The sequence below is a fragment of the Halorubrum sp. JWXQ-INN 858 genome, assembly GCF_009806985.1.
GTDB lineage: Archaea > Halobacteriota > Halobacteria > Halobacteriales > Haloferacaceae > Halorubrum.
On the sequence record NZ_WUAX01000005.1, the window covers coordinates 183,508 to 200,064 of the forward strand.

A 16,557-nucleotide genomic window follows, 5' to 3' on the forward strand; every position below is an offset into this window, starting at 1 on the left:
CCTTCCGCTTTTCCTGCCTCTGCCCCTGCCCCTGCGTCTGCCGCGCTCAGTCGTACTCGTAGAAGCCGCGACCGGTCTTCTTCCCGAGGTCGCCCGCCGCGACCTTCCGCTTGATCGGATACGCCGGCTGATAGCGGTCTCCGAGCTCCTCGTGGAGCGTCTCGCTGGCGTCGAGGACGACGTCGAGGCCGATGTGGTCGGCCAGCTCGAGCGGCCCCATCGGGACGTTGGTGCCGAGTTTCATCCCGCGGTCGACGTCCTCCTTCGAGGCGACGCCCTCGTCGTACGCGCGGACCCCCTCGTTGATCCACGGCATCAGGATCCGGTTGGTGACGAACCCCGGCTTGTCGTCGGACTCCCACGTCTCCTTGCCGAGGTCCGCGGCGAACGCGTGGGCGAACGCGGCGACCGCGTCGCTCGTGTGCTCGCCGACGACCACCTCGACGCCCGCCATGATCGGGACGGGGTTCATGAAGTGGAGCCCGACCACCTCCGCGGGGCGGTCAGTCGCGCTCGCGATGGTCGTGATCGAGAGCGTGGAGGTGTTGCTCGCGAGGACGACGTCGTCGTCGACGGCGTCGTCGAGGTCGGCGAAGATCTCCCGTTTGATCGGCATCTCCTCGACCGCCGCCTCGATCACGAGGTCGGCGTCGGCGAGGTCGTCGAGGGCCGTCGTCCCCGCGATCCGCGCCCGGATCGCCTCGGGGTCCTCGGACAGCGCCCCCTTCGAGTCGAGGCGTTCGAGGCTCGAGTCGACGGCGTCGAGCCCTCGATCGACGTACGCCTGCTCGATGTCGCGCATCACCACGTCGTAGCCGGCGGTCGCCGCGACCTGTGCGATCCCGTTGCCCATCGTCCCGGCCCCGACGACGCCGACGACGTCGATCTCGGATAACTCGCGCATACCGCCCGGTCGCGAGGGCGCGGCCTAAGCGTTGTGGGGTCCGGCCGGGACGGGATCGACGGCCCGGCCGCACCGGTCCCGTCGTCACGCGTGCGCGTCGACGGGGGAACGCTCTTGTATCCCGTCGGCGTTACCTCGTGACGAACGAGATGGCCGGATCGCGAGCCGACGGATCGAGCGATACACCCGCGGACGGGGACGGCAACGGCTCCCGGAGCGACGTCCATGGGGCGTCGGACGCCCGTGTCGATGCGGACGCCTGCGGAGGGCCCGACGCTCGCTCGGACCCCGACCGCCACGATGAACCGAGGGCGACCGCGCTCAAATGGGTCGGGCGCGCGACCGCGGAGACGCTCGCGGCGGCGGGGCTGTCGGCGGCGGACGTGACCGAGAAGCGCGTCTCCTACCGCCGCCTCGTCGACGCCGGCGTGAACCCCGGCGTCGCGGCGAAGATCCGGCGAGAGTACTCCCTGTCGTGGTCGTTCGAGGCCGGGGACGGGCTCGACCGTCGCTCGGCGCAGGTCCGTGGGCTCGGCGAGGCCGAGGCGGCGTGGGTCGCGGCGAGCGCGGGCGACTGGGAGTCGGCGGCGGACGGCGCGGCCGCCGGTTCGGCGGACGGATCGAGCACGGACCCGGCGGCCGCTCCGACCGACACGGGCGAGGGCGTGTTCGACGCCCGTGGGACGGAGGCGTGGCGGTCCCGGTCGCGGCCGACGCCGCTGTCGACGCTCCCGACCGTCGACGGCGACGAGGACGCGATCGACCTGCTCGCCGAGGCCGGGATCACCTCCGTTCGAAGCCTCGCGACCGCACACCGCGACCGGGTCGCGGCGGCGCTCGGCGTCGACCGCGACCGGCTGGACGGGTGGGTCGCCGCCGCACGCGACGCCCACGAGTAACCGGGGCGACGACCCGTTCTCGACCTCGCTTCCGACCCTCGGCCCGACTTCCGTCTTCGCCCTCGCTCCCGATCCCCGATCGTTTCATCCGTACAACTATTTACTATTCCAGTAGTAATATCTTGGCGCGGTTATCTCCGCTACATCGGGGTTTGGAGCCTTGGGAGGTTGGTCCACCGTCCCGGATAGCGATGCTCCTGACCACAGCCCTTTTTACCGATGTAACTGGTTGTATACACGATGCTCCCACACGCTGACGACGCCATCTCACGGGACGGGAAGTCGCTCATCCTCGCGTACGACCACGGGCTCGAGCACGGGCCGGTCGACTTCGAACCGAACCCGGCGACGGCCGACCCCGAGCGGCTGTTCGAGCTGGCGAGCCACGACGCGGTGACCGCGCTCGCGGTCCAGAAGGGGATCGCCGAGCGGTACTACCCCGACTACGCCGACGACGTGAACCTGCTGTTGAAGCTCAACGGCACCTCCAACCTCTGGATGGGGGAGCCCGACAGCCCCGTCAACTGCTCGGCGTCGTACGCGGCCGAGCTGGGCGCGGACGCGATCGGGTTCACGCTGTACGGCGGCTCGAACCACGAGGTCGAGATGGCCGAGGAGTTCAGTCGGGCCCAGGAGGAGGCCCGCGAACACGACATGGCCGTCGTCATGTGGTCGTACCCGCGCGGCCAGGGCGTCAAGAACGACACGAGCCCGGGCACCATCTCGTACGCTGCCCGGCTCGGTCTGGAGCTCGGCGCGGACGTGGTGAAGGTGAAGTACCCCGGCTCCGCCGAGGCGATGGGCGAGGCCGTCCGGATGGCCGGGCCGACGAAGGTCGTCATGTCCGGCGGGACGATGCGTGACGACGAGGCGTTCCTCGCGAACGTCGCGAACGCCATCGACGCCGGCGCGACGGGGCTCGCGGTCGGGCGGAACGTCTTCCAGCGCGACGACCCCGAGCGGATCCTCGACGCGCTGGAGGCGGTGGTCTTCCAGGAGGTCGACCCCGCCGAGGCGCTCGCGATAGCCGAGGACGACGACTGATGGCGGACGGCGACCCGGTCGTCGAGGCGGTGTTCGACGCGGTCGCGGCGACGGCCCCAGCGATCCGCGACGCGCTGCCGGGACGCCGGGTCGCCGACGGTGCGGAGAACCCGTCGGGCGAGACGGTGCTGGCCGGCGACCTGTACGCCGACGAGCTGCTCGCCGACGCGCTGACCGCGATCGACGGGGTCGGCGCGTACGTCAGCGAGGAGCGCCCCGAGGCGACGGACGCCGGCGAGGGCTACTCCGTCGCGATCGACCCCCTCGACGGCTCCTCGAACCTCCGGTCGAACAACGCGATGGGCACCGTCGTCGGCGTCTACGACGCCCCGCTTCCGGCGACCGGCCGCGACCTCGTCGCGGCCGGCTACACCCTGTACGGCCCGATCACGACGATGATCGTCGCGGACGCGTCGGGCGTCCGCGAGGAGGTCGTCGAGCGCGACCCCGACGCCGACGGCGGCGTCTCCCGGTCGGTCGTCGCCGAGGACCTGACGCTGCCCGACGACCCCACGGTGTACGGGTTCGGCGGACGGGTCCCCGACTGGACCGACCCGTTCCGGGCGTACGCCCGCGAGGTCGAGTCCGAGCTGAAGCTCCGGTACGGCGGCTCGATGGTCGGGGACGTCAACCAGGTGGTGACGTACGGCGGGGTGTTCGCGTACCCCGCGCTCACGGACGCGCCCGAGGGGAAGCTCCGGCTGTCGTTCGAGGGGAACCCCATCGCGTACGTCATCGAGCGGATGGGCGGGGCGTCCTCCGACGGCTCCGGTTCGATCCTCGACGTCGAGCCGACCGGGCTCCACGACCGTGTACCCGTTTACGTCGGCAACGAGGCGTTGATCGAGCGGCTCGAGGACGCGGTCGCCGACGACTGACGCCCCGGCGGACCCACCGCCCTTTTCGGCCGGTTTCGACGCCGCCCTCGCCCGCCCGGCCCGAGCGCTAGCGCCGCGGCCTCGGGGGCTCGGACGGGTCGGTCCCCGAGTCGGCGGGCTCGTACCCGACGCGCTCGCGAGCGTGTTCGATGTCGAACCACGAGTTCGGGTTGTCGCTGATCCCGTAGAACGCCTCGAAGACCCCGCCGGAGACGGTGTCTTCGCTCGGCTCGGCCCCCTCGTCGAGCCCGTCGTCGAGGCACGCGTCGACGAGCGCGGCGCAGTCGCGCCGGGAGAGCCACGTACAGCGCATCCGGGCGACGGCAGTCTCGTAGTCGCCGTCGCCGCGTTCGTAGTCGCCGCGGGCGACCGCGCGCTCGGCGTCGCCGAACGGGTGGTCGAACGTCGGGTCCCTGACCGAGCCGATCCGGAGGGCGTAGCAGTCGATCCCCTCCCGCTCGGCGTACAGCCGGCACCACGCCTCGCCGGCCGCCTTCGACGCGCCGTAGTCGGAGTCGGGGCGGATCGGGCTCCGGTGGTCGACGGTCGGACCCTCCTCGCCCTCGTCGGGGTCGTACAGCGCGGGCGCGTGTTCCGTCTCGTACATCCCGACGACGTGGTTCGAGGAGGCGAAGACGACGGTTTCGACCCCGGCGCGCGACGCGGCCTCGAGGACGTTCCGCGTCCCGCGAACGTTGTTGCGCTCGACGCTCGCGTACGTCGCGGAGACCGTCGGGTCGCCGGCGAGGTGGACGACCGCCGCTACCCCATGGTCCGTCATGGCGTCCGTGAGGTCCCCGACCGCGCCGTCCGCGCCCACGTCGACGACGACGGTCTCACGGTCGCGGTGTGGGTGCGGGCTCCCGTCGCCGAGCTCGTCGGGTGCGGGCTCCCGGTCGAGCAGGACGTGGTCGTACGCCGAGCCCGCGGTCACCGCGGTGCCGACGGTGCCGTGTGCGCCGGTGAGTAGAACGGTCATGGACGGCGTTCGGGCGCGGGACGGATAAGCGGTCGGCGGCTCCGTCCGCCGTATCGACGCCGTAAGCCGTCCGTATCCGGCAGTAACGTCAAGCGATCGGTCCGTCGACCGTGGTTACGAACGACCCTGCCGAGCTTACCCGCGACTATGGACCAGATTACAATGTCCGAGGTCGCCGGAGTATCGGATGCGGAGGAAACCACAGATGGAACTCTCAGACAAAGAAGAAGGCAAGCGCGTAGTCAACAGGGAAGGACAGGAGGTCGGGATGGTGTCCAAAGTCGAGGGCCACCGAGCGCACGTGGACCCGGACCCGGGGCTCACCGACTCGATCAAGTCCAAGCTCGGCTGGGGAGACTCCGACGAGGACATGTATCCCATCGACGAGTCGGACGTCGAGACGATCACCGACGACGAGATCAAGCTCAAGCGGTAGTGCCGTCCCGCTTCAGCCGTTAGCCCGGCTCCGGCTCGGACGGAGAGATCGGCTCCGTCCGAACGGAAGCTCGGCCTCGACGCCGAACGCGGCTCGTTTTTTGTCTACGGGCGGACGACGCTCGAAGCCACTCGCTCCCGTGGGATGGCTCGAACTAGCTCGAAACACTCGCTTATAGTCGCGTTTACCTGACTTTGTGTGATTTTAAATTCAGTTAGTGAGAATCTAAACTATTTGTAGCGGTTCCAAAAGAAACCCTTATACAAATCGGATCCTAACGATCGGTACGCTCCGGTATGCCGCTGCTACCGGCCGACACATGGACGCGAACTACGACGACCCCCGGATAACGGGCGAGCACCTCCGTTCGATCGACACCCCTACGGGGACCGTTACGCTGATCGGCGTCGTCCACGACCACCCCGCCAGCGCCTTTCGGGTCCGAACCGTGGTCACGGACCGCGCTCCCGACGTCGTCGCGCTCGAACTGCCGCCGCTCTCGCTCCCGCTTTTCGAGCGGTATGCTGAGGATACTCGCACTCCGCCGGTGTTCGGCGGGGAGGCGAGCGCCGCGATCCAGGCGGCGACCACCGACCGCGTCGTCGGGATCGACGGACCGACCCTGCCGTTCCTCCGCCGACTCGCCGCGACGCTGTATCACGAGGGCCGATCGCTCGAGACGGTTCGCGGCGTCCTCAACGGCCTCGCGTCGGTGACGAAGAACACCCTCCGATGCCGGCTCGCGGGGTCGGTCGCCGCGATGACGTCGATCCGGCTGGAGGTCGACTCCCCGGTTATGTACGCAACCGGCCGGACCGATAGCCCCGAGCGACAGGCCGAGAATGAACGCAGCCAGATCGCGCGCGCCCGCGCCGTGATGGACACGTTCGAGCCGTCCCGGGCGGTCTCGTTCGGCGACGACGTTCGCGAGACGCACATGGCCGACCGCCTCGCCGAACTCCGCCACGAGGGCGACGTCGTCGCCGTCGTCGGTCGCCACCACCTCGACCCGATCGCCGAACGGCTCGACGCCCGGCTTGGCGGGTCGGATCGCTGACCCGGACTGTGGATCCCATTTCTGATCCGGATCGCTGATCCGGACCGCTGTCTCGAGCCGACCAACGGTCGCGCCTCGCTCCCGGCGGGATCGACATGGAAAACGGTTTAGGACCTACCGCGACACGTGAATCCATGAAAGTCCACGTCGGCGCGGCGGCGACGGCCGAGGAGGCCGAGGCGATCGCCCGGTCGCTCGCGGAACACCTCGGCGTCGACGTCGACGTCCACGTCGGCGACGCCACGGAACCCGCGGCCAGCGCCACCGCGCCCGAGCCGACGTACCCGCTGGCGGACGACCTCGGGCCGACGGACCGAGAACGCGACTTACGCGCCGAGATCGACGACATCCTCCGCGGGGGACCGGAGAAGTACCGCGACCGGCTCCCCGAGCAGGGGAAGCTGTTCGTCCGCGACCGGCTCGACCTCTGGTTCGGCGGCGAGGACGGCACTCGGGGGACCGGCGACGCCGGCTCGCCGCCCGAAAGCCCCGCGGGCGTCCACTTCGAGGACGGGCGGTTCGCCGCCTTCGACGACTGGCACCCCGAGGCCCCCGACGGCGACGCGTACGACGACGGCGACCGGATCCCGGCCGACGGTTTGCTCACAGGAGCCGCCGCGTTCGAGGGGCGCGACGTCCACTTCATGGCCAACGACTTCACCGTGAAGGCGGGGTCGATGGCGGCGAGGGGCGTCGAGAAGTTCCTCCGGATGCAGGAGCGCGCGCTGAAGACGGGCAAGCCGGTGCTCTACCTGATGGACTCCTCGGGCGGTCGAATCGACCAGCAGTCGGGCTTCTTCGCCAACCGCGAGGGGATCGGGAAGTACTACTACAACCACTCGATGCTCTCGGGCGCGGTGCCGCAGATCTGCGTCCTCTACGGCCCCTGTATCGCCGGCGCGGCGTACACCCCGGTGTTCGCGGACTTCACGGTCATGGTCGAGGGGATGTCCGCGATGGCGATCGCCTCCCCGCGGATGGTGCGGATGGTCACCGGCGAGGAGATCGACATGGACGAGCTGGGCGGGCCCCGCGTTCACGCCGAACACTCCGGCTCCGCCGACCTCGTCGCCCGCGACGAGGAGCACGCCCGCGAACTCGTCGCCGATCTGATCGGCTTCCTCCCCGACAAGGCGGGCGAGAAACCCCCCCGGTCGGGGACGAAACCGCCGAAACGCTCCCCGGAGGGCATCGACGAGCTGATCCCCGAGTCGCCGAACCGCCCGTACGACGTCCGCGACCTGCTGGAGCGGATCGCGGACGCGGAGTCGATCCTCGAGTTGAAGGAGTCGTACGGGGCGGAGATCGTCACGGCGTTCTGCCGGATCGACGGCCGCCCGGTCGGCGTCGTCGCCAACCAGCCGACCCAGCGCTCGGGGGCGATCTTCCCCGACGCCGCCGAGAAGGCCGCGGAGTTCATCTGGACGTGTGACGCCTACGAGATCCCCCTGCTGTACCTCTGTGACACGCCCGGGTTCATGGCGGGTTCGGCCGTCGAGAAGGACGCGATCCTCGAGAAGGGCAAGAAGATGATCTACGCGACGTCGTCCGCGACGGTCCCGAAACAGACGGTGGTCGTCCGCAAGGCGTACGGCGCGGGGATCTACGCGATGGGCGGGCCCGCCTACGACCCCGAGAGCACGCTCGGGCTCCCCTCCGGCGAGATCGCGATCATGGGGCCGGAGGCCGCGATCAACGCCGTCTACGCCCGCAAGCTCGCCGCGATCGACGACCCCGAGGAGCGCGCCGAGACGGAACAGCGGCTCCGTGAGGAGTACCGCCGCGACATCGACGTCCACCGGATGGCCAGCGAGGTCGTCATCGACGAGATCGTCCCGCCGTCGGCGCTGCGCGAGGAGCTCGCGGCGCGGTTCGCCTTCTACGCCGACGTCGAGAAGGAGCTCCCCGACAAGAAACACGGGACAGTGCTCTGAGGGGCGGCCCCCCAGTCACACGACGAGCCGGTCACGTCGCGCACCGCACCACACCTGCCCGGCCTCACACGATCTTCATCATCCGCGTCTCGAACTTGCCGACGCGGACGCGGACCCACCCCGCGAGCTCGTCGTCGAGGTCGGGGTCGTCGGTGTCGACCCGCAACACGGGGACGGCATCGAGCTTGGCGCGCGAGGCGACGATCCGGAGGTCGCACTCGCGGATCACCGCGGGCGACAGCTGGGGGTTCCCGCGGCCGAAGACGAAGCCCTGGCCGCCGATCGGCGAGACGACGATGACGTTCTCGTCGCCCAGCGCCGCGAGGATCTCGGCTTCGGTCGCGTCGTGGACGACCACCGCGCCGTCGCGCCAGACGTCGATTCCGATCGGCGACGGCTCGAACCCCAACTCGGCTTTGATCGCGCCGACGGTCGACCCCGGTCCGAGCACGAACGTGACGCCCTCGCCGTCGCGCTCGCGGATGTCGTCGCCGACGCCCTCCGCGAGCGACTCGACGGTCCCGCCGCCGGTCTGTTTCGACGACTGGAGGTCCTCGGCGACGGGGACGTGTGCGACCGCGCGGAGCTCCGGATGGACCTCGCCCGCGCGGTAGTCGTCCTCGTCGATGTCCATCACCTCGCGCCGCTCCGTCCGCGTGAACGTGGCGACGACGTCGGCGGCGTCCTCCGGCGACACCGCGAACACCGACGAGTACACCTTCACCCCGGCCGGCACGCCGAGCATCGGCGTTTCCGTCCCCGACAGCGCCTCCGCGACGTCCGCCGCGGTGCCGTCGCCGCCGACGAACAGCACGATGTCGACGTCCGCCTCCCGGAGGGCCCGGACCGCCCGCTTCGTGTGATCGGCCGTCGTCGAGGGATCGGCGTCGGTTTCGGCGTCCGGCTCGGCGTCGGCGTCCGGCTCGGCGTCGGCGTCGGAGTCCGGCTCGTCCTCCGGATCGACGACCGTGGCGGGTTCGAAGCCGGCCTCGCGCACGAGCGACTCGCCCATCGGGTCGGCGACGGTCGAGACGGTCGCATCGGGCGCGACCGCGGCGAGCCGCGTCAGCGCCCGGCGCGCCCGGTCGGGCGAACGCGGCGTCGCGCCCCGGGCGATCGCCTCCGCGACCTTCCCGTCGGTTCCCTTCAGCCCGACACGACCGCCCATCCCCGCGATGGGGTTCACGACGACGCCGACATGCATGTCCGTCCTTTCGTCCGCGGCCGTTTATAAACGGCGGCAGGCGATCGGCGAGAGCGTCGCCCGGCGCGTCGACGACGCCCGCCATCGAACGTCCGCCATCGAACGCCCGCCATCGAACGCCCGCCGCCGAAGGATCAACGCTTAAGAGCGCCCCCGAACAAGCCCTGCACATGATTCCGCTCGCCGTCCAGCCGGAGCCGCTCCCGATCGACGCGACCGCGACCGCGGTGCTCCTCGTCAGTCTCGTGATCACCGTCCTGTGGGCGGCCTACTTATATCGGTAGTCCCGGACCGACGCCGTCGCCCCGACTCACGGCTCGCTCCGCTCGGGAGCCGTCGATCGATCCCGGAGCCACGCCGCCGCGCGCTCCGCCTCGGCGGCGTCGGCGGCGGTGATCTTCACCGTCACGTGCTCGCCCGGGTAGGATCCGACGCCGACCTCGAACCGCTCCTGTAGCTCCGTGAACCGGTCGAGCAGAGTGCTCTCCGGCTCCGCCACGTTGACCGCGACCGTGTGCGTCGGGGTCCCTTCGAACTCGTCGGCGACCGACTCGAACATCGCCTTCATCTCCGCGGGGACGCCGGGGAGGACGTACGTCGACTCGACGACCGCGCCGGGCGCGACGCCCTCAACGTTCCGCAGCGGGCGACAGCCCGCGGGGAGGTGTGTCGTCTCCGCGGTGAGGTCGTCGGCGCTGTAGCCCCGCTCGGCGAGCCACGCTGCCGCCTCCTCGTTGGCCTCGACCGCCCGGCCGAAGGCGGCCGCGATCGCGTCCATCGTCACGTCGTCGTGGGTCGGGCCGAGCCCGCCGGTGACGACCGTCGCGTCGTATTCGGCGTGGTACTCGTTGACGACGCGGGCGATCTCGCCGACCTCGTCCGGGACGACGGTCACCCGCCGGACCCGGACCCCTCGGTCGGAGAGCCGCCGGCAGAGCCACGTCGCGTTCGTGTTCTCGGTGTCGCCGACGAGGAGCTCGTCCCCGACGGTGACGATCGCGGCGTTCATGTCCGCACTCACGAGTGGCTCGCTGAAAAGGTCGCTGGAGGCGGACGAAAGACGGGTCGGGGAGCGATCGTGACGAGGGCGGGAGACGGGAGACGCGTCGCTTCTCGCCCCTAGGTCCCGGGTCCGCCCTTCCGATCGTCGTCGTCCGCCCCTTCCTCCTCGTCCTCGTAGACGCCGAGGCCCAGCTCCATCCGCCGCTCGCGGAGCTCCTCGAGCTGCCGGCGGAAGTGGGCGGTCCCCGCGACGGCGACGACGACGGCGACGACCAGGATCCCGGCGAAGACGACCAGGTCGCGCTCGCGGTACGACTGGACGACGATCGAACCGCTCGTGACGGAGTCCCACGTGATCCGGTCGCGACCGTCCACCTCCTCGACTCCGTGGCCGCGCGGCGAGACGTGCCCGACGATCGGGAAGGACGTGGTGAACCCCTCCGGCAGCGTCACGGCGTACGACCCTTGCACGTACGTGAGCATCGTGAACCGCCGCGGTGATCCCGCCCCGGAGAAGGCGATCTTCCCGCCCTCCATGTCGTCGGCGAGGCGGATCCACGTCTCGTCGGGGGTCCGGTCGACCTCGCCGCCGCGGGCGCGGAACTCGCTTCCGTTGACGACGGTACCGTCGGGGTACTGGTAGCGGAACGCCCGGAACTCGAGCGGCTGGTCCCCGCCGTACACCGTGTCCTGGTACAGTCGGAGCGGATCGCGCTCGGAGACGTTGTAGACGACCGTGTACGTGGCGTCGGCCGAGAGGTCGAACTCGGCGTCGCGGTCGGTGTCGAAGTCGTACTCGCGGGGCGGCTCCGCGTCGAGCGTTTCGTTTGCGACCTCGCCGCCGCCGGTGACGTAGCCGAGACAGCCGGCGCTGACGGCAAGCAGGGCGACACAGGCGACCGCGAGGGCGAAACGACGGGTCACGGATCAGACGACGCAGCGCATCTCCGCCGGGAGATAGCTGCCGATCGCGGCTAACAGCCCCGGCGGGTCGGTTCCCTCCGCACAGACGATGCTCTGTTCGAGCAGACCGAGTCGTTCGACGGTGACGATGTCGCGGGCGTGACCCGCCCGGTTGACCGTCGCGCGGACCTCGCCGCGGGTCGCGGAGTTGACGTTCACGCGGCCGTCGCCGCGCTGCCAGTCGTACAGGCGGTCCCGCTCCGCGTCCGCGAGCCGGTGTGGCTCGGCGTCGGGGTCGCCGACGTCCCCGCCGTAGACGAACCGCATGGGGAGGTGTTGGACGAGCCCGAACCGCTCGACGACCTGTTCGGGGGAGCCGACGCCGAGCCCGAGCCCGTCGGCCGGCACGTGGACGTCGACGCCGGCGTCGAGGACGAAGCCGTCCTCGTCCCACGACTCGAGGGTGCCCACGTACTCCTCGCCGGCGACCATCCCCTCGTCGTGGGTGACGATCGCGCCCCAGGTCTCCGCGAGGACGTTCCGGGCGACTTCGGCGTCCTCGCCGCTCACGTCCACCTGCACGAAGTCGTCGTCGCGGACGCCGACCTGCCACTCGACGTGGAGGTCCCCGACGTCGTTGTCGACCAGCGATCCCATCCCGTCGAGCGCGCGCTCTCGGGCGTCGCCCTCGACGTAACACTTGGTTGCGATGACCACCATTAGCCGGTCACGTCCACGTTGAGCTCGTCGCCGATCTCGTCGATGCGGCGCTCCATCGCCTGCCGGAGCCGCTCGTTGTCCATCGACTCGACCGGGGAGCCGCACTCCGGACACTCGAAGCCGAAGTCCATCGCCTCGCCGAACTCGAAGCGGATCGAACACACCTCACAGAGGTAGAACTCGTGGGTGCGCTCGTACTCCTCGCGGTCCTCTAACGCGTCGAGCAGGCGGTACAGCTCTTCCTCTAGGTTCTCCGGGATGTTGTCGTAGTGGAACGTCCACAGGTACGTGAGCCATCCCGAGTCCTCGTCGCGGACCCGCCGGTAGGTGGCGAGGTCGTTCTCGTAGAGGATGAACAGCGCGCGCCGGACGTCGTTCAGCTCTAACCCGAGCTCCTCGGCCAACTCCTCGTCGGTCACCTCGCCGTCCGGCGGTGCCGCGGCGACCGGCATCCCCGTCGGCCCCACGAGCTCGTGGAGGTACTTCTGGATGACGGGGTCGTTCAACAGATCCTCAAAAGCCATTGCCGGAATTTCGGGCAGGAAACGGGTTAAAAGCTCCGGAAGGGCACGGTGAGATCCGGACGGGCGCGGAACCGACACGACGGCGACCACTCGTTTTCGTGGGCCGACAGCGACCGCCCGCCCTCACGGGCCGACAGCGACCGCCCGTCCTCACGGACCGACGTACGACGACGTCCCCGCCTTCGGCAGACCTTTAACCCGCGTGTCCCACCCTATCGCGTATGTCTGGCACGCCGGGCGAGGCGATGGCGCGTGGCGGGACGGCACGCCCTCGCGCGTACGTCGGGCTCGTCGCGCTCGCCGCCGTCCCCGTCCTCCTCGCGGCGCTGCCGATCGTTCCCCTCTCGCTGGGCCTCGGCGTCGGCCTCGTGCCCGGCGTCCTCGCCGCCGCGGTCGTCGGCCTCGGGGGTGCCGTCGCGCTCGGTCCGGCCCTCGTCGAGCGCCGGACCGCGCGGCTCCCCGACGCCGACCTCGACGACCGGCCGGCGGCGTTCATCGAGGACCGGGTCGCGGACGTCGCCGGCGAGGTCGGCGTTCCCGAACCCGACGTGACCGTCGTCCGCGCGGACGCCGCCAACGTCGCGGTCACGGACGGCTATCGAGGGGCGCGGCTCGTCGTCTCGACCCGACTGCTCTCGCTGCCGGCGGCGGACCGCGACGCCGCGCTCCGACACGCGATCGTTCGACTTCGCGGCCGTGACGCCGCGATCACGACCGCCCTGCTGCCGGCGCTCGTCGCCGTCGAAACGCTGGCGCTGTTGGCGACGCTGTTAGTCGGGCGGCGAAACGAACGCACCGCCGCCGACCGGCGAGTCAACCGGATCCACGGCTACGAGCCCGAAGGGGATCGGGTGCCGGGTCCGGCGTACACGGCCGCCGGCGTCCTCCTGTGGCTCGCGCTCGTTCCCGTCTGGGTGCCGTCCGTCCTCGGCGACCGGCTGTTCGTCGCCGAGCGTCGGCGCGCGGCTGACGTCGCCGTGGCCCGCACGGGCGACGAGGGACGGGCCGGGATCGCGAACGCGATCGGGTTCGCCCGCGACGCCGCCGGGGCCGCCGACTGGCCGCCGCTCCTCGACCGGCTCTCGCTCGTCACGATGGCCGACGAGGAGACGGGACGGGTGCGGGGAACGAGCCGACAGGAGACCCGCGTCCGGCTCGCGCGGCTGCGGTCGAAGCGCGCCCTCTAACCGACGGGCCCTTCGATCGAAGCGCGCCCTCAAACGAGTACTCGAACAGGATCTCGATCCGGTCGTTCCTCCGAGCGTTACGCGGACTGCCGCCCGCCTTCGTCCTCGGTGTCGCTCTCGGCGTCGTCGCCGGTCGAATCGTCGCCGTCCGCCGCGACGACCTCCTTGCCCGTCGCCCGCGGGACGACCCGCCGGTCGGCGTCGGTCCACTCGCGGTCGAGCTCCGCGCCCTCGAAGAACCGGTCGAGGAAGACGGCGAGCCCGGCGACCTCCGAGTGCGGCTGGTTCGTCACGCCGACGTTGAAGTCGGCCCGCTCGTACAGCTCCCAGGGCACCTTCTCGCCGCCCACGACGACGAGCAGGTCCCGCGGGTCGGCGTCGACGTCGGCATCACCGCCGCCGCCATCGCTGTCGCCGTCGCCGTCGCCATCGCCGCCCGCCGCCGCCCTGATCTCGTCTTCGACGTCCTGGATCCGCTCGCCGTACATCGTGAGGTGGACGACGACGCCCTCGAATCCCCGGACGATCGCCTGCTGGTCCGCGCGGAGCTCGACCGTGAACGGGCCGCCGAACCGCGACGTGATGTCGCGGACGGTCTCGGCCGCCTGCCCCGCGTTGTCCGGGAACACCGCCCGATCCGCGCCGAGCGCCCGCGCCGTCAGCCCGACGTGGGTCGTCATGCGGTCGTCGCGCCCCGGCCGGTGACCGTACCGGAGGACGACGACCTCCCGTTCGTCGTGCCCGTCGGATCCGGCGCGCTCGGCGCGCCCGTCACGCACGTCGTGTTCGGCGCGTCCGGCGCGCTCGTCGTGCTCGTCGTTCATATCCGCCCTGCGGCGGGGACGCGGGTGGACCTTTCGATGCGAAACGGCGGCCGGATCAGGCCGTCTCCATCTCCTTTTCGAGCTGGCGGAGGCGCTCGATCCGGCTCTCGGTCGACGGGTGCGTCGACGCGAGCTTGCCGATGAACCCCGAGCGGATCGGGATGATGAAGAACGCGTTCATCTCGGCCTCCTCGCGGAGGTCCTCCTTGGGAACGCGGTCCATCCGGCCACTGATGCTGACCAGCGCCGACGCGAGCGCGCCGGGCTTGCCGGTGATGAGCGCCGCGCCGCGATCGGCGGAGTACTCGCGGTACCGCGACAGCGCGCGGATGAGCAGGAACGAGATGATCCACACGACGAGCGAGACGGCGATGGCGACCCACACGGGCGGCGCGTTGCGGTCGTTGCCCGCGAACAGCCATCCCCACCGCACGATGAAGAAGGCGATAGTGGAGAGGAACGAGGCGATGGTCATCACCATCACGTCGCGGTTCTTGACGTGTGCGAGCTCGTGGGCCATGACGCCCTCCAGCTCCTCTTCGTCGAGCGTGCGGAGCAGCCCCGTGGTCACGGCGACGGTCGCGTTCTTCTGGTTCCGGCCGGTCGCGAACGCGTTCGGCACCTGCGTCTCGGCGACGGCGATCTTCGGCTTCGGCAGGTCGGCCTGTTGACAGAGCCGCTCGGTCATTCGGTGGAGTTCGGGATACTCGTCCGCGGACACCTCGCGGGCGCCCATGCTCCGTAACGCGAGCTTGTCGCTGAAGAAGTACTGCGCCAGCGAGAACCCGCCGAGGAGGACCAGTATGGTCATCATTCCGGCGTCGAACATCGTCACGAGGATCCCCACGAAGACGATGTAGAGGGCGAACAACAGGAACATGGTGAACGCCATCCGTCCACGCAGTCCCCAGTCCGTGGTCCATTGCATGGGCGTTCCTATCGGCTCGGCGGCTTAAAGCCTGCCGGAGGCGGTCTCGTCCCCGGCTCGGTGACTTACCGAGCTATCGACCCCCGACGCCCTTTTCACCCGACCCGTCAACCTTCGGACATGGACACGGTTCTGGTCACTGGCGGGCGGGGTGCGTCGGGGCGGTGGGTCGTCGATCGGCTCGCGGGCGAGTACGAGGTCGTCGTCGTCGACTACGAACACCCGGGGCTCGACGCCGCGCCCGCGCCGCACGTCTCTTTTAAAGGGGCGGACCTGACGGACCGAGGGGAGGCGCTCGACGTCGTGAGCGCGGTCGCTCCCGACGCCGTCGTCCACTGGGCGGCCATTCCCGTCGCCGGCACGTACCCCGAGGGCCGGGTGTTCGAGACGAACGCGCTCGCCGCTCACAACGTCCTCACCGCGGCCGGGCGGGCGGGCGCACGGTTCGTTCAGGCGTCGAGCGACGGCGCGTACGGCTTCTTCTTCGCCGACCCGACGCCGCTACCCGACGCGCTGCCGGTGACCGAGGACCACCCGCTCCGGCCGGAGGACCCGTACGGGCTCTCGAAGGTGACCGCGGAGGAGACGGCCGCGGCGGTCGCGCGCCGACACGACGTCCCCGCGGTCTCGATCCGCCCCTCGTGGATCCAGTACCCCGGCGCGTACCCCTGCCGCGACGACGGCTACGTCGAGGACCTCGAGGCGGGCGCGGGCAACTTCTGGTCGTACGTGGACGCCCGCGACGTCGCCGAGCAGGTCGCGGCCGCGTTGGCGTGGACCGCCGACTCGGCCGCCCCCGGCGTCCACGAGGCGGTCAACTGCGTCGCGGCCGACAACGCGCTGGGGCGGCCGCTCCGCGAGCTGGTTCGGGAGGCGTACGGCGGGCTTCCGGAGGAGACGGACGTGGCCGCAGGCGACGATCGCGGCGCGTACGCGATCGCGAAGGCCGAGCGGCTCTTTGGCTGGACGCCCGCCCACTCGTGGCGGACCGCCGCGGCCGAGGACGTTCCCGAGCCGACGCTGTTCGAGTAGCGTCGCTGTCACTGATGTTTATAAGGGTTACCGGTCGGTATCGACGACCTTTATAAGCGCGCTCGAGCGATGCTCGCCGCGTCCGCTCGCACCGACGGGCGG

17 protein-coding genes are annotated in these 16,557 nt (G+C 70.5%); 8 read left to right on the top strand and 9 right to left on the bottom strand.

Annotated features, from left to right (window positions below):
- Nucleotides 1-46: 46 nt before the first annotated feature.
- On the bottom strand, nucleotides 47-904 hold the full coding sequence (locus tag GRS48_RS02195; protein WP_159483290.1) for a 3-hydroxyacyl-CoA dehydrogenase NAD-binding domain-containing protein: 858 nt from the start codon (nucleotides 902-904) through the stop codon (nucleotides 47-49).
- Nucleotides 905-1,053: 149 nt separating this feature from the next.
- Here GRS48_RS02195 and GRS48_RS02200 point away from each other — a divergent pair, with 149 nt between their 5' ends.
- The 3 genes from GRS48_RS02200 (at nucleotide 1,054) to GRS48_RS02210 (ending at nucleotide 3,725) form a co-directional block, all read left to right on the top strand.
- Nucleotides 1,054-1,803, top strand: coding sequence for a helix-hairpin-helix domain-containing protein (locus tag GRS48_RS02200; protein WP_159483291.1), 750 nt, complete (start codon nucleotides 1,054-1,056; stop codon nucleotides 1,801-1,803).
- Between the two features lie 240 nt (nucleotides 1,804-2,043).
- Nucleotides 2,044-2,847 carry a class I fructose-bisphosphate aldolase gene (locus GRS48_RS02205; protein WP_159483292.1) on the top strand — a complete coding sequence of 268 codons (804 nt, stop codon included), beginning with the start codon at nucleotides 2,044-2,046 and terminating at the stop codon, nucleotides 2,845-2,847.
- On the top strand, nucleotides 2,847-3,725 hold the full coding sequence (locus GRS48_RS02210) for a class 1 fructose-bisphosphatase (protein ID WP_159483293.1): 879 nt from the start codon (nucleotides 2,847-2,849) through the stop codon (nucleotides 3,723-3,725). Before GRS48_RS02205 ends, GRS48_RS02210 begins: the two co-directional genes overlap by 1 nt.
- 67 nt (nucleotides 3,726-3,792) lie before the next feature.
- On the opposite strand, the gene GRS48_RS02215 is transcribed toward GRS48_RS02210, so the two are convergent.
- Nucleotides 3,793-4,704, bottom strand: a complete 912-nt coding sequence (locus GRS48_RS02215; RefSeq protein WP_159483294.1) for an NAD(P)-dependent oxidoreductase — start codon at nucleotides 4,702-4,704, stop codon at nucleotides 3,793-3,795.
- Between the two features lie 205 nt (nucleotides 4,705-4,909).
- On the opposite strand from GRS48_RS02215, the gene GRS48_RS02220 reads away from it, so the two are divergent.
- The 3 genes from GRS48_RS02220 (at nucleotide 4,910) to GRS48_RS02230 (ending at nucleotide 8,131) form a co-directional block, all read left to right on the top strand.
- Complete coding sequence (locus GRS48_RS02220; RefSeq protein ID WP_159483295.1) at nucleotides 4,910-5,140, top strand: PRC-barrel domain containing protein; 231 nt, start codon at nucleotides 4,910-4,912, stop codon at nucleotides 5,138-5,140.
- Between the two features lie 319 nt (nucleotides 5,141-5,459).
- Nucleotides 5,460-6,197 (top strand): hypothetical protein, encoded by a 738-nt coding sequence (locus GRS48_RS02225; RefSeq protein ID WP_159483296.1) that lies wholly within the window; start codon nucleotides 5,460-5,462, stop codon nucleotides 6,195-6,197.
- A 134-nt stretch (nucleotides 6,198-6,331) separates the two neighbouring features.
- Nucleotides 6,332-8,131, top strand: a complete 1,800-nt coding sequence (locus tag GRS48_RS02230) for an acyl-CoA carboxylase subunit beta (RefSeq protein ID WP_159483297.1) — start codon at nucleotides 6,332-6,334, stop codon at nucleotides 8,129-8,131.
- Nucleotides 8,132-8,195: 64 nt separating this feature from the next.
- On the opposite strand, the gene GRS48_RS02235 is transcribed toward GRS48_RS02230, so the two are convergent.
- The 5 genes from GRS48_RS02235 to GRS48_RS02255 all read right to left on the bottom strand — a co-directional run bounded on the left by GRS48_RS02235 (nucleotide 8,196) and on the right by GRS48_RS02255 (nucleotide 12,484).
- A complete protein-coding gene (locus GRS48_RS02235) occupies nucleotides 8,196-9,335 on the bottom strand; it encodes an ATP-NAD kinase family protein (protein WP_159483298.1) in 1,140 nt (379 codons plus the stop codon).
- Between the two features lie 310 nt (nucleotides 9,336-9,645).
- Complete coding sequence (locus GRS48_RS02240; protein WP_159483299.1) at nucleotides 9,646-10,344, bottom strand: molybdopterin-binding protein; 699 nt, start codon at nucleotides 10,342-10,344, stop codon at nucleotides 9,646-9,648.
- A gap of 110 nt (nucleotides 10,345-10,454) precedes the next feature.
- A complete protein-coding gene (locus tag GRS48_RS02245; protein ID WP_321168246.1) occupies nucleotides 10,455-11,261 on the bottom strand; it encodes a DUF5803 family protein in 807 nt (268 codons plus the stop codon).
- Nucleotides 11,262-11,264: 3 nt separating this feature from the next.
- Nucleotides 11,265-11,960, bottom strand: coding sequence for a DUF2110 family protein (locus tag GRS48_RS02250; RefSeq protein ID WP_159483300.1), 696 nt, complete (start codon nucleotides 11,958-11,960; stop codon nucleotides 11,265-11,267).
- Nucleotides 11,960-12,484: a transcription factor gene (locus GRS48_RS02255; protein ID WP_159483301.1), complete on the bottom strand. Its 525-nt coding sequence runs from the start codon at nucleotides 12,482-12,484 to the stop codon at nucleotides 11,960-11,962. Before GRS48_RS02255 ends, GRS48_RS02250 begins: the two co-directional genes overlap by 1 nt.
- Before the next feature lie 245 nt (nucleotides 12,485-12,729).
- Here GRS48_RS02255 and GRS48_RS02260 point away from each other — a divergent pair, with 245 nt between their 5' ends.
- Nucleotides 12,730-13,671, top strand: a complete 942-nt coding sequence (locus GRS48_RS02260) for a hypothetical protein (RefSeq protein WP_159483508.1) — start codon at nucleotides 12,730-12,732, stop codon at nucleotides 13,669-13,671.
- 77 nt (nucleotides 13,672-13,748) lie between these two features.
- Here the strand turns inward: GRS48_RS02260 and GRS48_RS02265 are convergent, their stop codons facing one another.
- Together GRS48_RS02265 and htpX are read right to left on the bottom strand one after the other, a co-directional pair.
- Nucleotides 13,749-14,495, bottom strand: coding sequence for a tRNA (cytidine(56)-2'-O)-methyltransferase (locus GRS48_RS02265; protein ID WP_159483302.1), 747 nt, complete (start codon nucleotides 14,493-14,495; stop codon nucleotides 13,749-13,751).
- A gap of 55 nt (nucleotides 14,496-14,550) precedes the next feature.
- The gene (htpX, locus tag GRS48_RS02270) at nucleotides 14,551-15,423 is read right to left on the bottom strand and encodes a zinc metalloprotease HtpX (RefSeq protein WP_159483303.1); all 873 of its coding nucleotides are present in this window, start codon (nucleotides 15,421-15,423) and stop codon (nucleotides 14,551-14,553) included.
- Between the two features lie 120 nt (nucleotides 15,424-15,543).
- On the opposite strand from htpX, the gene GRS48_RS02275 reads away from it, so the two are divergent.
- A complete protein-coding gene (locus GRS48_RS02275; protein ID WP_159483304.1) occupies nucleotides 15,544-16,455 on the top strand; it encodes an NAD(P)-dependent oxidoreductase in 912 nt (303 codons plus the stop codon).
- Nucleotides 16,456-16,557: the final 102 nt, after the last annotated feature.